The following is a 16,557-nucleotide window of genomic DNA, read 5'->3' as shown; positions in this document are numbered from 1 at the left end:
CGCCTCTGGCGTTTCGGGGGGTTCCGCCTTTTCGACTTCGGCGCGGGCATTCTGCCTCTTTTCCGCCATAAGTTCATTGATTTTGTCAAAGGACACAACCACATCGCCGGACTCAGGTATGGCAGGCCCGGTCTGTTCCTGCTGGGGCTCAGACGCTGCGGCCTGTTCGGGTGTGGTGATAGGCTCGGCGGCCTCCGGGGAAATATTCTCCGCAGGGCCAGTATTCAATTTTTCATCGGCCATTTACGATCCTCCTTTTCGTTAAAGTTGCACAAATTTGAACACTAAAATTTTGTAGTTATTTTTGTGCCTCCTTTCCGTCTATCCACGCAAAAAAGCCGCCCGTTTTTCATGCCGGACGGCTTTTTGCGTAATGTGATAGATCAAATATTATTTTTTCTGGTTTGTAGGCTCCGAAAAGCCTTGTATTTACAGTGTTCCTAATAGGAAGTAATCATATGGTTATTCTGTTCTTTGTGCAACTTGCACAAGTATACATACTATTTTCATTAAATAAAAAGGATGCATCACTTCCGCCTCAATAACGGAAGTGATACATCCTTAATTCATCAAATATTTACTTACCTGTTAGTTTTATGCCTGAGGACCAGCAGAAACAAGTGCTTTACCAGCTTCGTTTCCTTCGTATTTTGCAAAGTTCTTAACAAATCTCTCTGCCAGATCTTTTGCTTTTGCTTCCCACTCTGCTGCATCTGCATATGTATCACGCGGATCAAGGATTGCAGAATCTACTCCCGGAAGTGCTGTCGGTACTTCAAAGTTGAAGTATGGAATTGTCTTTGTCGGAGCATTTTTGATATCACCATTTAAGATAGCATCAATAATTCCACGAGTATCTTTGATGGAGATACGTTTACCGCTTCCATTCCATCCTGTATTTACGAGGTATGCTTTTGCACCACTCTTCTCCATTCTCTTAACGAGTTCTTCCGCATATTTTGTCGGATGAAGTTCAAGGAATGCCTGTCCGAAACATGCAGAGAAGGTAGGTGTCGGCTCTGTGATTCCACGCTCTGTACCAGCTAATTTTGCTGTAAATCCAGACAGGAAATAGTACTGTGTCTGCTCCGGTGTCAGAACAGATACTGGAGGAAGTACACCAAAAGCATCTGCAGACAGGAAGATTACATTCTTAGCTGCCGGTGCGGAAGAAACCGGGCGCACAATATTTTCAATATGATTGATCGGATAAGATACACGAGTGTTCTCTGTTACACTCTTATCAGCAAAATCAATTTTGCCTTCTGCATCCAGAGTAACATTCTCAAGCAGAGCATCACGTCTGATCGCATTATAGATATCCGGCTCAGACTCTTTATCCAGGTTGATAACTTTTGCATAGCATCCACCTTCAAAGTTGAATACACCGTTATCATCCCAGCCGTGCTCATCATCACCGATCAGAAGACGTTTCGGATCTGTGGAAAGTGTGGTTTTACCTGTTCCGGAAAGTCCGAAGAAAATTGCTGTATTCTCACCGTTCATATCTGTGTTTGCAGAACAGTGCATGGAAGCAATGCCCTTTAACGGAAGATAATAGTTCATCATGGAGAACATACCTTTTTTCATTTCTCCGCCATACCATGTATTTACAATAACCTGCTCACGACTTGTGATATTGAACATAACTGCTGTCTCAGAGTTCAGTCCAAGTTCTTTGTAATTTTCAACTTTTGCTTTGGATGCATTATAAACAACAAAATCCGGCTCAAAGTTTTCAAGTTCTTCTGCTGTCGGCTGGATGAACATGTTTGTTACAAAATGTGCCTGCCAAGCAACCTCAACGATGAAGCGGATTGCCATACGTGTGTCTTTATTTGCTCCGCAGAATGCATCTACAACATACAGTTTTTTATTGGAAAGCTCATTGATTGCGAGTTCTTTTACAGCATCCCAAGCTTCCTGTGTAGCCGGATGATTATCATTTTTATATTCATCAGAAGTCCACCATACAGTATCCTTGGAATTCTCATCTTCTACAATATATTTGTCTTTCGGAGAACGGCCTGTATAAATACCTGTCATAACATTAACGGCTCCGAGTTCACTGACCTGGCCTTTTTCATAACCTTCCAGTTCCGATTTTGTCTCTTCCTCAAATAACAAATCATAAGAAGGATTGTGAACAATTTCTGTTGTGCCGGTAATGCCGTACTTGCTTAAATTGATTTCTGCCATTTTACCTACCTCGTTCTTTCATTACTGTAATCTAATAGTGTACTTAATTCGAACCTATACTATCATTAAAGACATAATTTGTCAATAATTTATCAATCTTCTGCATCATTTTTGTATTCGAATTAATACACTCTATACAATACAAAAAAATCCGACTAAAAGTCAAGCAATTTCAGTCAAAATATTTCTTACCTTAACATGAAATCGCTGTAAAACGGACAATCGCAATCCGCTTTCGCTCCTTGCTTATTCTGCATTCAAATAATGCCAGTTAATATTACAGTTCTTTCTTTTTCATAATACGGCAGCTGCACAGGTATGACACCACAGCCAGAACAGCGGCTATAAGCAATCCGATCACATCTACCGCCAGATCTCCGGTCAAGTCGAAAGCAGACAACACGACTGCGCTGTTTCCATCCAGCATTCCACTTTTTTCTGCCAAATAATAAATCATCACTCCAACCAAAACAGAAACACCGATCATTACAAGGCGGCTTTTTTCTACTCCGAACTTTAACTGCATAGGAATCAGCAGCGATAGAAAGAAAATAACAATCGGCAAAAAGGAAAGGCCTTTCAACACTTCTTCTGAAATCACTGCCGGTGTATGTCTCACATTTAATATAATCACATAAAGCATCATCGTAAGAGACCAGACGATAACTGCTCCACCCATACAAAATACATATTTTTCCCTGACATATATTTTTCGGTTAATAGGTAATGTAAACAAAAAAGCAAATCCATGATTCATCTCATCATAAGAAAGTGTCGAAACCAGGATGGCTGATATAAAAAACGTCAGATAGCCAAGCATAAATGTGCTTTTCTGTGCAACACCAAGTACAACTGCCAATGCAATAAAACATACAAATGTCTGCTTGCTGTGTATCAACAATCGTATATCTTTTTCTAATAATCCTCTCATCCCTGATAACCTCCTGTCATCATTAAAATCAATTCATCGATATTGCCATTTTCTACAATGATCCCCGGATAATTTTGCTGATAATAATCTTTGTGGTTTGTGAAGCAGGCATAACCGTAGGACGTTTTCTGTTTTTTTAACAGATAGTCCTGATCCAAGCCGGCAAATTGATCTTCACTCACTTTTAATACACCATACTGCTCCAGAATCACATCTGTATCCTCATACAAAATAAGTGTTCCATTGTGGATCAGATAAATATCATCACACAGCTGTTCCAGATCAGACGCAATATGGGATGTGATCAGAATGGAACGTTCTTCATCCTCTTCCATATAGGCCCGCAGCATATCCAGAATATGATTTCTGGCTTCCACGTCTAATCCTGCCGTCGGTTCATCCATGACCAGGAGCTTAGCATGGTGGCTGAGTGCGGTCAGCACCCGCAATTTTGCTTTCATACCAGTAGAATATTCACGGATTCGCTTTTTTTCCGGAAGATTCAATTCACGGCACATTTTTTCGAAATATCCTTTATTAAAATCCGGATACATTTTTTCCAATATTTTTTTTACATCCGTAATATTTAAATAACTGCTAAAACCGGATTCTGCCAGTGATGCTCCGATCTGTGCTTTCTCTGACATGCTTAACTGATGCACGCATTTTCCAAATATAGTTATTTCTCCGCTTTCTGCCTCCGTCAGTCCAAGTATCAATTTAATCGCTGTACTTTTTCCGGCTCCATTCTTTCCAACCAGACCTGTGATCCGTCCATTTGGGATCTCCATGGACAGATCAAACTGAAATCCTTCATATGTCTTGCAGACATTTTTCATTTTAATCATTACAAATCCTCCTGCTCCCTATGCCTCGTCCAGCAGTAAAGTTACGATTTCCAAAATTTCATCGTTGCTCAATCCAACGTTTTTTGCCTGATCGATTGCTTTTTCAAATTCTTCTTCTACTGCTCTCCTGCGTGCTTCCAATGCCAGCTGTTTATCTGAAGCTGCAACAAACGTTCCTTTTCCATGAACGGTTGTCACAAATCCAGCTTCCTCCAGCTTGTCATAAGCTTTTTTTACCGTCAGAGCACTGATACGAAGCTCTCCTGCCAGTTTTCTCACAGAAGGAAGCGCCTCTCCCTCCGCCAGCGCCGACTCAATAATTCCCGTTTTTATCTGTTCCATAAGCTGCTCGTAAATTGGCACCATAGAACTATGATTTAAGATTATATGCATATTGATGGAACCTCCCTTGCAACAAACAGTATATAACAGTATGTACCTGTTGTCAACTGTTATATACTGTTTGGCGAGTAAACATTCGAATACTCTTTCGTAAACTTTTTTTGATAGCAATGCATGCGAAATGCAAAACGCCGGTACGCAAATTTAACAATCAGAGATTAAAAGGAAGTATTAAAAAACCACCTCACCGACAATTCTGTCAATGAGGTGGTTTTCCATTTGCACTTAAGTAAAACGGACATAAGCATCCCCCTTACCTACCGCTTAGTGCTCTACACACTTGAAGCGGGGGATTACTTATTCTTCGTTCACATGCTTGTTTTTATATTCTTCGTATTCTTCCATGCTGATTTTTGCAAACTCACATGCGTTTTCCAATGTAATTCCAAGCTTCAGCAAATCCGGAATCTTATGCATTACAATTTTTTCCATCATTTTTTCTTTCATTTCCAGTTCATGCTCATCTATCTCCTGCTCCTGGAAAGTCATCTGCGGTGCATTTTCTTTCCACTCACTGTAATCGATCGCACTGATTCCGGCAACAGAGCAGGCTTCTTCCAGCCCTACATTATATCTTCCCATAATGCGGTCTACTGTATCTACCGTATTTGCACATAGCTCATCCATTGATTTTTCCAGTAATTTACTCATTTTTATACCTCTCAAAATATCTGAGATCAGGATATAACAAAACTTCCTGTCTCAAAATCTACATCCAGCTGAGCAGCTGCAGCTGAATTACTCCAACGGATCATCAATTTCCGACCATCGGACTGGATTTGAATATCCGCATCTTCCGTAAACGCCCTGCTGGTGCTGCGAAAACGTAACAGTTCTAACTGTTTTTGCACGACATCGGTCTGAAGTCCCTGCCGGATCTGAATGTCTGTCAAATTCGTACGGTTGATTTCCTTATGTCCGCCTTCTCCGGCCTCTTTCACAGCTTCATGATCATTTTTCCCGGCAAACAGATCCAGATACCAGACCTGTGGTTTCCCCGGCATAAATATCTGAATTGCTCTTGCCAGTAAAAGTTTCTGTTCAGATTCACCAAGTGCACTGAAATATGTGGCATTTACCTGATAATACACATTTTTCTGCCCATGCAGATTTTTCACCATGCCACCACGGTCTACAATCAGTGCAATCAGTTTCTGAATATCTTCTTCCGGAAGAATTCCCTTAAGATCCAGCATCGGTATTCCATCATGACAGCCAAGCATATTTACGGTATTGATTTTTTTCTCTACCAATTCTTTCGCCCATGCTGCCAGATACTTGCTACGTTTATTTTCAATGGCATCGATCACAAGCCCGGGCAGAAAGAAATCATAGGTCATATAACCTTTTTCTGCTACCGTCTGATAAATATGCTCCTCATATGCGGCATGGATTTCCGGCAGCAGCGTCAGCTCATAAGGTTCTGCATACATTCTGATCTGTTCCAGCAAATCCCATGTTTCCGGTTCATTCAGAAAATTTTTCCGTCCAGGAGCCTTTGGGGCATAGGCAAAAGCATCCAGCCGCACAATACTTGCGCCATAGGAAGCGATTTTTGCAAGTGTTTCCCGATAAAAATCCCATACCTTCGCTGACCGGATATCCAGATCCATCTGTCCCAGATACTGTGGATAATGCTCTTCCTGGTAAAATGTATTCCAATATGGTCGTTTGGTTCCATCCGGAAACTGTACCATCAGAATCGGAAGCCCCGGTTTTCGAAAAAACATGTCTTTGATATACGTTTCATCCGGTTGAATATACCCTTCCTCCGTCATAGAGCCATATCCTTCCCAGAATGCATTCCAGTCAATAAAAAAGTTTTTATATTCCGACGCATCTCCTTTTTCAACCAGATCTTTGAACTGTGGAGACTGTGCAGAAGCATGATTCAGGATAAAATCCAGTTTCAGATCTATACCAACTTCCTTTAATGCCTCAAGATCATCCCGCTCTGCCAATTCTTCATTGATATCATAATCAATGACGGAAAATCCACGATCCAGATCTGAATGATACAAACTCGGTAAAATATAAAAAGATCCAAAAACACCTTTCATATCATCCTTTTTCAATAATGTTACAATATCTCCCAGTGTTCCGCCTAAACTGTCCGGATAAGCATTCAGCATCGGTTTAAGATTCATATATATGACCATCCTTTCCAACGCTAACATCTGCCTGTTTCGCCTGCTCCTGCAATTTTTTTCCTTCTATGGAAACAACAAGCTGAATAAACGCACTGGCTGCATTTTCATCCCGTCCACGACGAATCCTGCGTGCTTGTGTCTCTTCCGGCGAGCTGTCCAGATAAACAGAAACATCCACTCCTTCCAGGTACTCACTTCCACCATGTGTCCACTCCAGAAGCAATACCTGTACACCGGTCAGATCGGTCTGCTCATACCAGATTTCATCCGCTTCCCGACCCATTTTTTTCAGTTCGATTACAGAAGCACCGGCATGAAACTTCGCAAGTACCTGATTGATTCTGTCGTACTCAATCTCCTGCGGAGTTCCAAGGTATGCATCCAGCCCTTTTTCTCCGTTTTCCTGATAAATTTGTTCCCTTTTTTCATCATTCATTTTCGGAATTCTGTGTGGATAATCATCTCCATGCAGGACGAAACAGCCGATACCGTCTTCCAGAAAATGTTGCTGTAAAATGTCTGCCATGGTCGTTTTTCCGGAACCGGAACCACCAAAAATACTGATTACATTTCGTTCTGCACTGATTTTATTCCTGAGAACATCGTATAAATCAGCTGCCTCCTTCATTTTTTTGAAAGAAAACTGATATGCTTCATATTCTGCTGCTGCCATCGGAAGCAAGAGACCTGCCTGCATCAATGTCATACCACTATATACATGGCCTGTTGTTTCTTCCAGATAGAAGCTCTCTGCATCCAGACCTTTTAACTTCACATAGGTTCCGAAGGGATTACCCTCTGCCGACAAACGTACCACACTTACTAATGCCTGTGACTGATCCTTTGCAACACTCATCCATGCAGCCACTTCTTCTTGAAACGGATCAGAGAGACGGTAATAATCTCCTTCACGAATCAATTCCTGATGTCTACGATAGGTTGCAAGCATTGTACGTATTTCCTCTTTTTCTTCACTGCTCAGTAATGCAGGATTCATTTCAAATCCAAAGGTACCAGCCATAGCCACTATCCCTCTGGTATTCAGACTTGTGATTCTTCCGGTCTGATGATTTGGTACCGCAGACACATGAGATCCGACCACTGCTGTCGGATAGAAGAAGGACGTTCCGTACTGAATCCGGGTTCGATTGATGGCATCCGTATTATCACTGCACCAGATCTGTGGTGTGTAATACATCATACCTGCATCAAAACGTCCGCCGCCGCCACTGCAGCCCTCAATCAGGATATCCGGATAACGGTTGGTAAGTTTTTCCAGAAAATCATACAAGCCCAGAACATAATCATAAGGTACATTTCCTGCATATACATCGGACATACTGCGATTCATATCCCACTTAATATATTCGATATTTCCCTGATCCAGAATCACACAGATACGTTTTAAAATTTCTTCCCGAACTTCTTTTCTGGAAAAATCAAGGAGTAACTGATTTCTGGAACGGATTGGAGCACGCCCCGGAATTGTCAGTGCCCAGTCCGGATGCTCCCGATACAGATCACTGTCTTCATTGACCATCTCAGGCTCGATCCAGATACCAAATTTTACTCCCTGGGCATTCACACGTTCAATCAGATCTCCTAATGTTCCCCCTAATTTATCGTCATTGACAAACCAGTCACCCAAAGAGGAATTATCATCATTTCGTTTTCCGAACCACCCATCGTCCATAACAACCATATCAATGCCAAGCTCTGCTGCCTGTTTGGCCAGATCCACGATCGTGTCACCATTAAAATCAAAGTATGCTGCTTCCCAGCTGTTGATCAGGATCGGCCGGTTGCTATGTACCTGTTTTCCCTTGCAAACATGATTTAAAATGCAGTTATGATACTGGCGGGACAGCTTTGAAAATCCCTGATCAGAATATGTCATGATCACTTCCGGTGCCGTAAAAACTGCGCCTGGTTCCACCGGATAAGCAAATAGCTCGTCACCTAATCCCATCTGAAAGCGAGTCTGATTAAACTGATCACGCTCTGCCTCGCACACGAAATTCCCGCTGTACATGAAAAGCATTCCATAACAATTGCCTGCATCTTCTGTTGCGGTATGATCTGCCAAAATCACACCTGGATTGTACTGATGGCTGGAGGTGCCTCTGCGGCTGCCGATCCGATATGTTCCGTGTCCCACCCGAACACGTTCCGGATTACGTTCCATAGCATGTCTACCGTAAAAACTAATAGCATCGTAGTCTCCTTGTACAAAATCAAGGCATGCTGACAATGCTTTTTTCACCGTGATTGTTTCTGTACCTGCATTTTTGATCATTACACTTCTGGTAATAATATCTGCATCTTCCAGTACACCGTAAAGCAGATGCACCTCAACCTGCATCAATGCATCTTTTAACACAATCTCCAGCGTTTCTGCCTCATCATCTGCTGCCCAGACAGCCGGAAGTCCCTGCAGATGATATTTTCCTTTTGTGATTTTATAATGATCAAACGTCGGATCACAGCACTCTGTTCCATCAGCTGCTGCGATATTCAATGAGACACCACGATAATCACCTGTTCCAAGTGATGGATATTCCTGCGGTAATGCATCCAGGGAATAGGTACGATCCATTCCTGCCACATATGGATTCCCGGAAAAACCGTGATCCGCATAACATAACAGATAATTCATACTTCCTTTTGTCCGTGCTCCATAGTATAAGTGAAGCAGGTAACCATTCGCATCTGCCTGCATCTGATAAGTTGTTTGTTTTGTATGAATTGTAAATATTTTTCGATTTGCATCAAAAGTAATTGCCATTCACAGTTCCTCCTCATTTTTCATATTTTTCCATCTGTCACTCATTTACTAAGAAAATACGATTCATTGCATCTGAATACTAGTTGTTTTTATTATACTATTTTACGGCACCATTTGCCACACCATTTAATATTTGCTTCTGACAAATGACATAGAAAATCAAAATCGGAATCAATGCAAGAATATAAGAAGCAAATGCCAAATTGTAATTCGTTCCAAACTGACTTTGGAAATTTAACTGTGCCAGCGGAAGCGTATTCTGACCGGTTCCGGACATAATGACCAGTGGTGTCATTACATCATTCCAGGTACCGAGAGCTGTCAGAATTGCAACTGTGGCATGCATTGGTTTCATCATCGGGAAAATAACCCGCCAATATGTTGTCCATGTACTGGCTCCATCAATATTTGCCGCTTCTTCCATTGCCTCCGGGATGTTTTTCAGATATCCACTGTATAAAAGCACATTCATTGGCATATAAAATACCAGATACAGAACAATGACACCAAAACGGTTTCCAATCCCCATCTGAGCTGTTTGTTTTACCAATGGCATCATCAGGATGGAAAATGGTACAAACATACCACTGACAATATAAAAATAAATAAATTTAAATCCTTTGATTTTACGCATACCACGTCCGATTACATATCCGGCAATGGAATGGATCAGAATTGCGAGCACAATTGTCACAAGTGTGATAAGTAAACTGTTGCCAAGAGAATGCCAGAAATCTGTCACTTGCATTGCTTCTGCAAAGTTGGAAAAACTCCAGCTTTTCGGCAGAGAAAGTGCACCTGCCACATCATTTGTCATCTCATTTGGGTTTTTGAAGGCAATAATCACTGCCATATATAACGGAAAAAATACTGTTACAGTTCCGATGATCAGAAGTATTGTTAAAATTTTATTTGTTTTACGCCCTTTTTCCATTACAACTGTTCCTCCTTTTTATTGGTAAAACGCAGCTGAAAAACAGAGATTGCCACGATCACAATGAAAAACAATACTGCATTTGCGCTCTGAAATCCGAACTGCCCGCCGGACATACCGTTTTTGTAGATCAGATAAGAAATTGATTCCGTACTCTGTGCAGGACCACCCTGGGTCAAGGATACAATCTGATCAAATACCATCAGGAAGTTCTTTGTGCTGAGCACCAGATTGATGGATACAAACGGCATGATCAGTGGAAATGTTATTTTCCAGAATTCCGTCCATTTGTTTGCACCATCCAGCATACTGGCCTCGTAGACATCCTCCGGAACAGTCTGTAATCCAGAAATATAAATGATTGTATTCATAGCCACTGCCTGCCATACACCAACGATCAGTACCGCAATCCAGGCATATTTTTCACTGGCAAGAATACTGTTTTCCAGAATAGAAATATGGCAGACGTTTCCGATAACAGGAAGAATATACGTAAATATAAAGCTAAAAATATAGCCAATCACCAGTCCACCCAGAATATTTGGTACAAAATAAATACCTCGCAGCGCGCTCTTACCTTTGATATTGCTGTTTAATCCAAGTGCCAGAAGCAAACTTAATACATTAACGAGAATTGTTCCGGCGACAGCATATTTAAAAGTAAACAGGTAACTTTTTCCGACTCTCGCATCGGTAAACAGATCCACATAGTTGCGCCATCCAACCACGTCATAAGAACCATAGCCTTTATAATTGGTAAAACTGTAAATCACACCTTTGATCATCGGAAGGGTATTGAATGTAAAAAACAATGCAATCACCAGAATTGCGATGATCCAGAATGTTTTATTCCGATTTGTCATTTTTGATTTCATTTCGTATCCTCCGATGTTCCATCTTTTTCATTATATTGCTGTATTTTCCAGATCAGATCCCGATTATATCGTTTCCAGTCTTTGTCAAATTTGTTCAGAAAAGTTTCCTTTGCGTCTGAACTGTCATCTAACAAATATGTCTGAATCATGGCATCCACACTCATCTCGCTTGGATAGTGGTGATCCTGAAAGTCAGCCATGCGGTTGGATGCAACATAAGGACTCACCCCTTCCAATTCAGAAGAAAGTGGAAAATCACCCTGTTTACATGCAATGCCGCCCTGCTCGCTCAAATAGGTGCGAATGGTATCATCCCTATACAGAAAGCGCAGTACCTCATAAGCAGCTTCCTTATTTTCACAGGATTTCATAACGCAAAATTGTACATCAATGCCGGAATTTAATACATTATCCGCTTCTTTCTCATTTGCCGGGAATGTAAATGTACCAATGTTCATATCAGGATTGACAGATTTAATCTGCGAAATCGCATAACTTCCAATGGTATACATAGCAGACTGACCACGTGCAAAAGCAGTACATGCATCGTTATAGCTATAAGCCGTCGGGTTTGGCTCCCCATAAGCAAGTAATGCTTTCATCTTTTCAGCTGTTTCATCATAGGCCTTTGTAAAAGTTGTTGTTCCATTATTTACCTGACTGCAAAGCTGCGGGTCCGCCAGACTAACAGCCAGAGCATTCCATGGTGCAAGACAGGTCCATGTGTCTTTAAATCCAAAATATAACGGCTGTACACCCTCGCTCTGAATCTGTTCACACAGTGCTGTAAATTCATTCCAGGTTTCAGGCGTTTCCCATCCATGCTGCTCAAACATGTCTTTGTTATAAAGGATACCTGCTGCGTTTGCTGCATATGGCAATCCATACGTTCCATCTTGTGGGATAAATTCCAACTGTTTATCCATGTCCAGATAAGCTGATTTTGTTTCACTGAGAACATCCAGATCTGAAATATCTGCAAAAAGACCTGCATCCAGGAAATTGGAGTAATCCATATCACCACCAATAACGATTATATCCGGATAATCTTCCCGTATAAAACGGGTTTTCAAAATCGTCATTGCTTCGTTTGGAGAATCAATGGTAAGATGAATATCGTCATGTGTTTCATTAAATCTCGCTGCAATTTTATTAAACGTATCTACTGCTTCTTTTTTGTAAGAGACAATTTCAATCTCTGTCCTGCCTTCCGCTGTCGCTTTGTTTCCGCATCCCATCAATCCAGTCAGACCGCATCCTGTCAGAAGAAGCGCCGCCAGTCCATAAACCAGTTTCTTTTTCACCATATTTCTGCTTCCTTTCGTATTTATTTCTGTTAAAATGATTGTAACATATCAAAATGCGACCTAAAATAGCTGTATTTTCCATTTTTTATATCATTATGCGTTTTATTGTGCTATAATCAATATGTATGTCGCATAATGGTATATCAGATGTGAAATGACTCACACCTCGATAGGTAATGAGCAACAAGAATGCTGAGGGCATTCTTGAATATATGTACGATAACACTCATAGAAAGGAGCCTTTCATGGCTGATCTTTTATTTCATATTTTTCCAAATGAAAACTTTATTGACCTGTGCCTGTATCAGTATGGTTATGAAAAATGTAATCCGGGACATTCTTTTGGACCAGCGGCACGCAATCACTATCTGTTTCATTATATCCTCTCAGGAACAGGAACTCTGCTGGCGGATGATACAAAAGGCATTACACAGAACTATCAGATTCGCAGTGGTCAGGGATTTATGATTTTTCCGGGCCAGGTTACAACCTACATTGCAGATTCGAATGTACCATGGGAATACCTGTGGGTTGAATTTGACGGTTTACGGATCACAGAAGCATTGAGCATGACGGATTTTTCCAAAAACAAACCCGTCTATCATCCCCATAATAAAGAACTGCGGGATAAGCTGGCAGATGAACTGATGTATATCAGTCATCATCCAAAAGAATCGCCGTTTCATCTCATTGGGCATCTGTACTTGTTTCTGGACTATTTGATTCAGTCAGCACATTCCACACAGTTGCTATCCAATAATAAAATGAGTGATTATTATATCAAAGAAGCGATCAATTATATTGAGCAGAATTTTCAAAACAACATTACGATTGAAGATGTTGCATCCGTCTGCGGAATTAACCGCAGCTATCTGGGAAAAATTTTCAAAAAAAATACCGGACAGTCTCCACAGGAATTTCTCATGAATTACCGTATGGTAAAAGCAGCTGAACTTTTGAAACTAACCTCACTATCGATTGCGGATATCGGTTCTGCCATTGGATATGAAAATCAGCTGCATTTTTCCCGTGCCTTCAAAAATATCTACGGTGTTTCTCCCAGAGAATGGAGAAATCAGCACAAATAAAAAGTACCTTCAGACATCCAAGGAATGATGTCTGAAGGCATTTTTTGTTTTTATATACGATACTTACTTAATGTTTTTGTCTTCCGGATAACGGATTTTCAGATACTCGATGATCATATCTACCGTCTTATCAATGCCAAGAACAGAACTGTCTAAACAAAAATCATAGCTGCGTGCATCTCCCCACTTCTTGCTGGAGTAATAATTATAATAATTTGCACGCTTCTTATCAGTCTTGTTGATAAAGTCAATGACCTTGTTGTCATCCTTAAACTCTTTATCAGAATCTGCTTTGATCCTCTTCAGACGGAAATCCATATCTGCATGGATAAATACGCTGACACAATCCGGATCTCCTGCTAATGCATAATCTGCACATCTTCCAACAATAACACAGGGCTCTTCCGATGCAAGCTTCTTAATTGCTTCAAACTGAGCCAGGAATACTTTGTGATTCAATGGCATATCTACAAATGGAGCAGATGTATAACCACTCATGGAATATGTATCCATTACCAGAGAATATAAAAAGCTGTTTGTCGGTTTCTCATCATTTTTCTGTAAGATTTCTTCACAGAATCCACTATTTTTTGCTGCAATTGAAAGTAACTCACTATCATAACATTTTATATTTAATCGATCAGCCAGTTTCTGACCGATTTCTTTTCCCCCGCTTCCAAATTCGCGTCCGATTGCAACTACAAGATTTCTCATAGGAAATCCCCCTTTCCTTCACTTACTACATATAGTATACTACATTTTTATATAAATCTCAACGATAATCCGATTTTTGTCTGAAAATTCTACTTTATCACCCGGAATTTACACGCACAATCTGATCCCTGTTGTGATAAAAACGAGGAAAGTCCGAAATTTCCTCAACATTTCTGTCACACTACGGATGACCATATCACAAGCGAAGCTAGGACTGTTTGGAAAGCTTCAGCAATAAATTTTGAAAATATTCCGGCAGTGGAGCTTCAAATTCCATATATTCATGCGTAGACGGATGTACAAATCCAATGATCATGGCATGCAAAGTCTGTCCCTGCAACCCTTTCATTGCCAGGTTTTTCGGATTTCCATACAATTCATCACCCAGAAGCGGATGCCCGATACTTGCCATATGCACACGGATCTGATGAGTCCGTCCGGTCTCCAGCTGAAACTCCATATAAGTGTATTTTGCAAATCTTTGAAGTACCTTATAATGTGTAATGGCCGGTTTTCCATTTTTCTCATTGATTGCCATCTTCTTACGCTGTGTCGGATGCCGACCGATGGCACCCTCAATGATACCTTCATCTTCTTTTACAACACCACAGACAATGCCGCGATATCGGCGGGTCACTGTGTGCTCTTTAATCTGCTCAGCGATATCCGTGTGAGCGGTATCATTTTTGCACACGATCAACGCACCTGTGGTATCCATGTCGATGCGGTGCACAATTCCCGGCCGGATTTCCCCATTGATTCCGGACAGACTGTCTGCACAGTGGTACATAATGGCATTTACCAGCGTTCCACTGTAATGTCCTGCTGATGGATGCACCACCATTCCTTTTGGCTTGTCAACAATCAGCACATCTGCATCTTCATACAGAATATTCAGCGGGATATCTTCCGCTTCGATTGCAACAGACTGCGCTTCCGGAATGGAAGCAGTAACTACATCAGATATATCTAAGACATATCCGGCTTTTGTAACTGCTTTTCCGTTGACATTGACATTCCCACCTTTGATCAGCTTTTGAAAGAAGCTTCTGGACTGATTCGCATAGATCAGAGTCAGATAGCGATCCAGACGTTCTCCCGCCTGCTCTGCTTCCACTACAAATTCCTGCGTATGTACATTATTTTCCATAAATTACTTCCCTTTCAAACTCTTCAGCAACTGATTGAGATCTTCTTCCTTATAACAGAAGATCAGCAGAACAGCCAGAAATATTGCAGAACAGGTGACATAGATGTCTGCCACATTAAAGATTGGAAAATTAATTACTTTAAAATAAAAGAAATCTACCACATATCCATTATACATACGGTCAATAAAATTTCCTACGGCTCCGGCCGCAAGCAATACAAGAACGCCACGCAGTGTGGCATACTTCCGTGTATATGGAATGCGCCAGAAACAATAGGCCAGAAACAGCAATATGATGATTGTAATAATAAGAAATATCACACGCTTTCCCTGAAAAATGCCAAAGGCTGCACCACGGTTTTCCAGATAATAAAGTTCAAATACATTTTTTATCAGTACGATCGGATCCTGATCCTTCAGACGCAGCACCGCCATTTTTTTTGTCCACTGATCAGCAAGTACAAGAATGATAAAACCTATCACTCCCATAAGGACACTTTTTGACTTTCCCATGTCAGATTTTTTGTTGGACATAACATTCCCCTTCCTGTTATTCAAAGAAAAACCAGTCTCTTTTCAGAAACTGGTCTCCTGAGATTCTCTAAACTGTCTGCTTTTTTAGATATCATTCTGTAAAGAGGACACATCAAATGCATCCATAATACTCTGGAAATCGCCGGAAATATCTACAGCAGCAGGTGTTACAATAAAAATAAAATTTGAAATTTTCTGAAGATTTCCATCTATTGCAAAACAGGAACCGGAAGTGAAATCAATGATTCTCTGACCGATTTCAAGATCCAGTCCTTCAAGATTCAGCACGACAGTGCGATTATTTAACAGTGTCTCTGTAATTTCACGGGCATCTTCCACAGATGTAGGTTTGATCACACATACTTCCATAGCAGCATTTCCTCCCTGATTTTTTTTCACCTGACGCATCGGTGTTACTTTTGAATTAGACTTTACAGCAGATTTTGACTCCTTCGTTGTTGCAAATCTGGCTGTTGTATCTTCCTCTTTTTCTTTTTCCCGACGAAAGGATTTCCGTTTTGGCTCTTCGTAATAATCATCCTCTTCATCATAATAATCATCATCGTAGAAATCGTCCTCTTCCTCAGAATTCAGACGCATCATATTCAAAAATTTATCCATCATAGCCATTGTGATAAAA

The 16,557-nt window shown here is 40.9% G+C and carries 15 protein-coding genes and 1 pseudogene; 1 reads left to right on the top strand and 15 read right to left on the bottom strand.

Annotated elements, in window-relative coordinates:
- The 11 genes and pseudogenes from HMPREF0373_RS12895 to HMPREF0373_RS12845 all read right to left on the bottom strand — a co-directional run.
- Positions 1 to 243: pseudogene (locus HMPREF0373_RS12895) on the bottom strand (ParB/RepB/Spo0J family partition protein); the annotation flags it as partial.
- 351 nt (positions 244 to 594) lie between these two features.
- On the bottom strand, positions 595 to 2,199 hold the full coding sequence (pckA, locus tag HMPREF0373_RS12890; protein ID WP_021740186.1) for a phosphoenolpyruvate carboxykinase (ATP): 1,605 nt from the start codon (positions 2,197 to 2,199) through the stop codon (positions 595 to 597).
- Positions 2,200 to 2,476: 277 nt separating this feature from the next.
- Positions 2,477 to 3,130: an ABC-2 transporter permease gene (locus HMPREF0373_RS12885; protein ID WP_021740185.1), complete on the bottom strand. Its 654-nt coding sequence runs from the start codon at positions 3,128 to 3,130 to the stop codon at positions 2,477 to 2,479.
- A complete protein-coding gene (locus tag HMPREF0373_RS12880; protein WP_021740184.1) occupies positions 3,127 to 3,978 on the bottom strand; it encodes an ABC transporter ATP-binding protein in 852 nt (283 codons plus the stop codon). The genes HMPREF0373_RS12885 and HMPREF0373_RS12880 overlap by 4 nt, the downstream gene beginning before the upstream one ends.
- A gap of 18 nt (positions 3,979 to 3,996) precedes the next feature.
- Positions 3,997 to 4,371 carry a GntR family transcriptional regulator gene (locus HMPREF0373_RS12875; RefSeq protein ID WP_044964412.1) on the bottom strand — a complete coding sequence of 125 codons (375 nt, stop codon included), beginning with the start codon at positions 4,369 to 4,371 and terminating at the stop codon, positions 3,997 to 3,999.
- Between the two features lie 306 nt (positions 4,372 to 4,677).
- The gene (locus HMPREF0373_RS12870) at positions 4,678 to 5,031 is read right to left on the bottom strand and encodes a hypothetical protein (RefSeq protein WP_021740182.1); all 354 of its coding nucleotides are present in this window, start codon (positions 5,029 to 5,031) and stop codon (positions 4,678 to 4,680) included.
- A gap of 26 nt (positions 5,032 to 5,057) precedes the next feature.
- Positions 5,058 to 6,527, bottom strand: a complete 1,470-nt coding sequence (gtfA, locus tag HMPREF0373_RS12865) for a sucrose phosphorylase (protein WP_044964409.1) — start codon at positions 6,525 to 6,527, stop codon at positions 5,058 to 5,060.
- Positions 6,517 to 9,315: an alpha-galactosidase gene (locus HMPREF0373_RS12860; RefSeq protein ID WP_021740180.1), complete on the bottom strand. Its 2,799-nt coding sequence runs from the start codon at positions 9,313 to 9,315 to the stop codon at positions 6,517 to 6,519. The genes gtfA and HMPREF0373_RS12860 overlap by 11 nt, the downstream gene beginning before the upstream one ends.
- A 97-nt stretch (positions 9,316 to 9,412) precedes the next feature.
- Complete coding sequence (locus HMPREF0373_RS12855) at positions 9,413 to 10,249, bottom strand: carbohydrate ABC transporter permease (protein ID WP_021740179.1); 837 nt, start codon at positions 10,247 to 10,249, stop codon at positions 9,413 to 9,415.
- On the bottom strand, positions 10,249 to 11,112 hold the full coding sequence (locus HMPREF0373_RS12850; protein ID WP_341348899.1) for a carbohydrate ABC transporter permease: 864 nt from the start codon (positions 11,110 to 11,112) through the stop codon (positions 10,249 to 10,251). The genes HMPREF0373_RS12855 and HMPREF0373_RS12850 overlap by 1 nt, the downstream gene beginning before the upstream one ends.
- An 8-nt stretch (positions 11,113 to 11,120) precedes the next feature.
- Positions 11,121 to 12,431, bottom strand: coding sequence for an ABC transporter substrate-binding protein (locus tag HMPREF0373_RS12845; protein WP_021740177.1), 1,311 nt, complete (start codon positions 12,429 to 12,431; stop codon positions 11,121 to 11,123).
- A 245-nt stretch (positions 12,432 to 12,676) separates the two neighbouring features.
- Here HMPREF0373_RS12845 and HMPREF0373_RS12840 point away from each other — a divergent pair, with 245 nt between their 5' ends.
- Positions 12,677 to 13,519, top strand: a complete 843-nt coding sequence (locus tag HMPREF0373_RS12840; protein ID WP_022035718.1) for an AraC family transcriptional regulator — start codon at positions 12,677 to 12,679, stop codon at positions 13,517 to 13,519.
- Between the two features lie 63 nt (positions 13,520 to 13,582).
- Here the strand turns inward: HMPREF0373_RS12840 and HMPREF0373_RS12835 are convergent, their stop codons facing one another.
- The 4 genes from HMPREF0373_RS12835 to HMPREF0373_RS12820 form a co-directional block, all read right to left on the bottom strand.
- Positions 13,583 to 14,233, bottom strand: a complete 651-nt coding sequence (locus HMPREF0373_RS12835) for a cytidylate kinase-like family protein (protein WP_021740175.1) — start codon at positions 14,231 to 14,233, stop codon at positions 13,583 to 13,585.
- A gap of 208 nt (positions 14,234 to 14,441) precedes the next feature.
- On the bottom strand, positions 14,442 to 15,383 hold the full coding sequence (locus tag HMPREF0373_RS12830; protein WP_021740174.1) for an RluA family pseudouridine synthase: 942 nt from the start codon (positions 15,381 to 15,383) through the stop codon (positions 14,442 to 14,444).
- Between the two features lie 3 nt (positions 15,384 to 15,386).
- A complete protein-coding gene (gene lspA / locus HMPREF0373_RS12825; RefSeq protein ID WP_021740173.1) occupies positions 15,387 to 15,917 on the bottom strand; it encodes a signal peptidase II in 531 nt (176 codons plus the stop codon).
- Between the two features lie 84 nt (positions 15,918 to 16,001).
- Positions 16,002 to 16,547 carry a cell division protein SepF gene (locus HMPREF0373_RS12820; protein ID WP_021740172.1) on the bottom strand — a complete coding sequence of 182 codons (546 nt, stop codon included), beginning with the start codon at positions 16,545 to 16,547 and terminating at the stop codon, positions 16,002 to 16,004.
- Positions 16,548 to 16,557: the final 10 nt, after the last annotated feature.

The sequence above is a fragment of the Eubacterium ramulus ATCC 29099 genome, from assembly GCF_000469345.1.
Lineage (GTDB): Bacteria > Bacillota > Clostridia > Lachnospirales > Lachnospiraceae > Eubacterium_I > Eubacterium_I ramulus.
Note: the sequence above shows the minus strand (reverse complement) of the source record. Positions and strands in the feature narration are given on the sequence as shown.

Bases quoted from the DNA above. Each gene is read 5' to 3' on its own strand.
- pckA (WP_021740186.1), bottom strand. From the start codon at position 2,199: ATGGCAGAAATCAATTTAAGCAAGTACGGCATTACCGGCACAACAGAA.
- HMPREF0373_RS12885 (WP_021740185.1), bottom strand. From the start codon at position 3,130: ATGAGAGGATTATTAGAAAAAGATATACGATTGTTGATACACAGCAAG.
- HMPREF0373_RS12880 (WP_021740184.1), bottom strand. From the start codon at position 3,978: ATGATTAAAATGAAAAATGTCTGCAAGACATATGAAGGATTTCAGTTT.
- HMPREF0373_RS12875 (WP_044964412.1), bottom strand. From the start codon at position 4,371: ATGCATATAATCTTAAATCATAGTTCTATGGTGCCAATTTACGAGCAG.
- HMPREF0373_RS12870 (WP_021740182.1), bottom strand. From the start codon at position 5,031: ATGAGTAAATTACTGGAAAAATCAATGGATGAGCTATGTGCAAATACG.
- gtfA (WP_044964409.1), bottom strand. From the start codon at position 6,527: ATGAATCTTAAACCGATGCTGAATGCTTATCCGGACAGTTTAGGCGGA.
- HMPREF0373_RS12860 (WP_021740180.1), bottom strand. From the start codon at position 9,315: ATGGCAATTACTTTTGATGCAAATCGAAAAATATTTACAATTCATACA.
- HMPREF0373_RS12855 (WP_021740179.1), bottom strand. From the start codon at position 10,249: ATGGAAAAAGGGCGTAAAACAAATAAAATTTTAACAATACTTCTGATC.
- HMPREF0373_RS12850 (WP_341348899.1), bottom strand. From the start codon at position 11,112: ATGACAAATCGGAATAAAACATTCTGGATCATCGCAATTCTGGTGATT.
- HMPREF0373_RS12845 (WP_021740177.1), bottom strand. From the start codon at position 12,431: ATGGTGAAAAAGAAACTGGTTTATGGACTGGCGGCGCTTCTTCTGACA.
- HMPREF0373_RS12840 (WP_022035718.1), top strand. From the start codon at position 12,677: ATGGCTGATCTTTTATTTCATATTTTTCCAAATGAAAACTTTATTGAC.
- HMPREF0373_RS12835 (WP_021740175.1), bottom strand. From the start codon at position 14,233: ATGAGAAATCTTGTAGTTGCAATCGGACGCGAATTTGGAAGCGGGGGA.
- HMPREF0373_RS12830 (WP_021740174.1), bottom strand. From the start codon at position 15,383: ATGGAAAATAATGTACATACGCAGGAATTTGTAGTGGAAGCAGAGCAG.
- lspA (WP_021740173.1), bottom strand. From the start codon at position 15,917: ATGTCCAACAAAAAATCTGACATGGGAAAGTCAAAAAGTGTCCTTATG.
- HMPREF0373_RS12820 (WP_021740172.1), bottom strand. From the start codon at position 16,547: ATGGCTATGATGGATAAATTTTTGAATATGATGCGTCTGAATTCTGAG.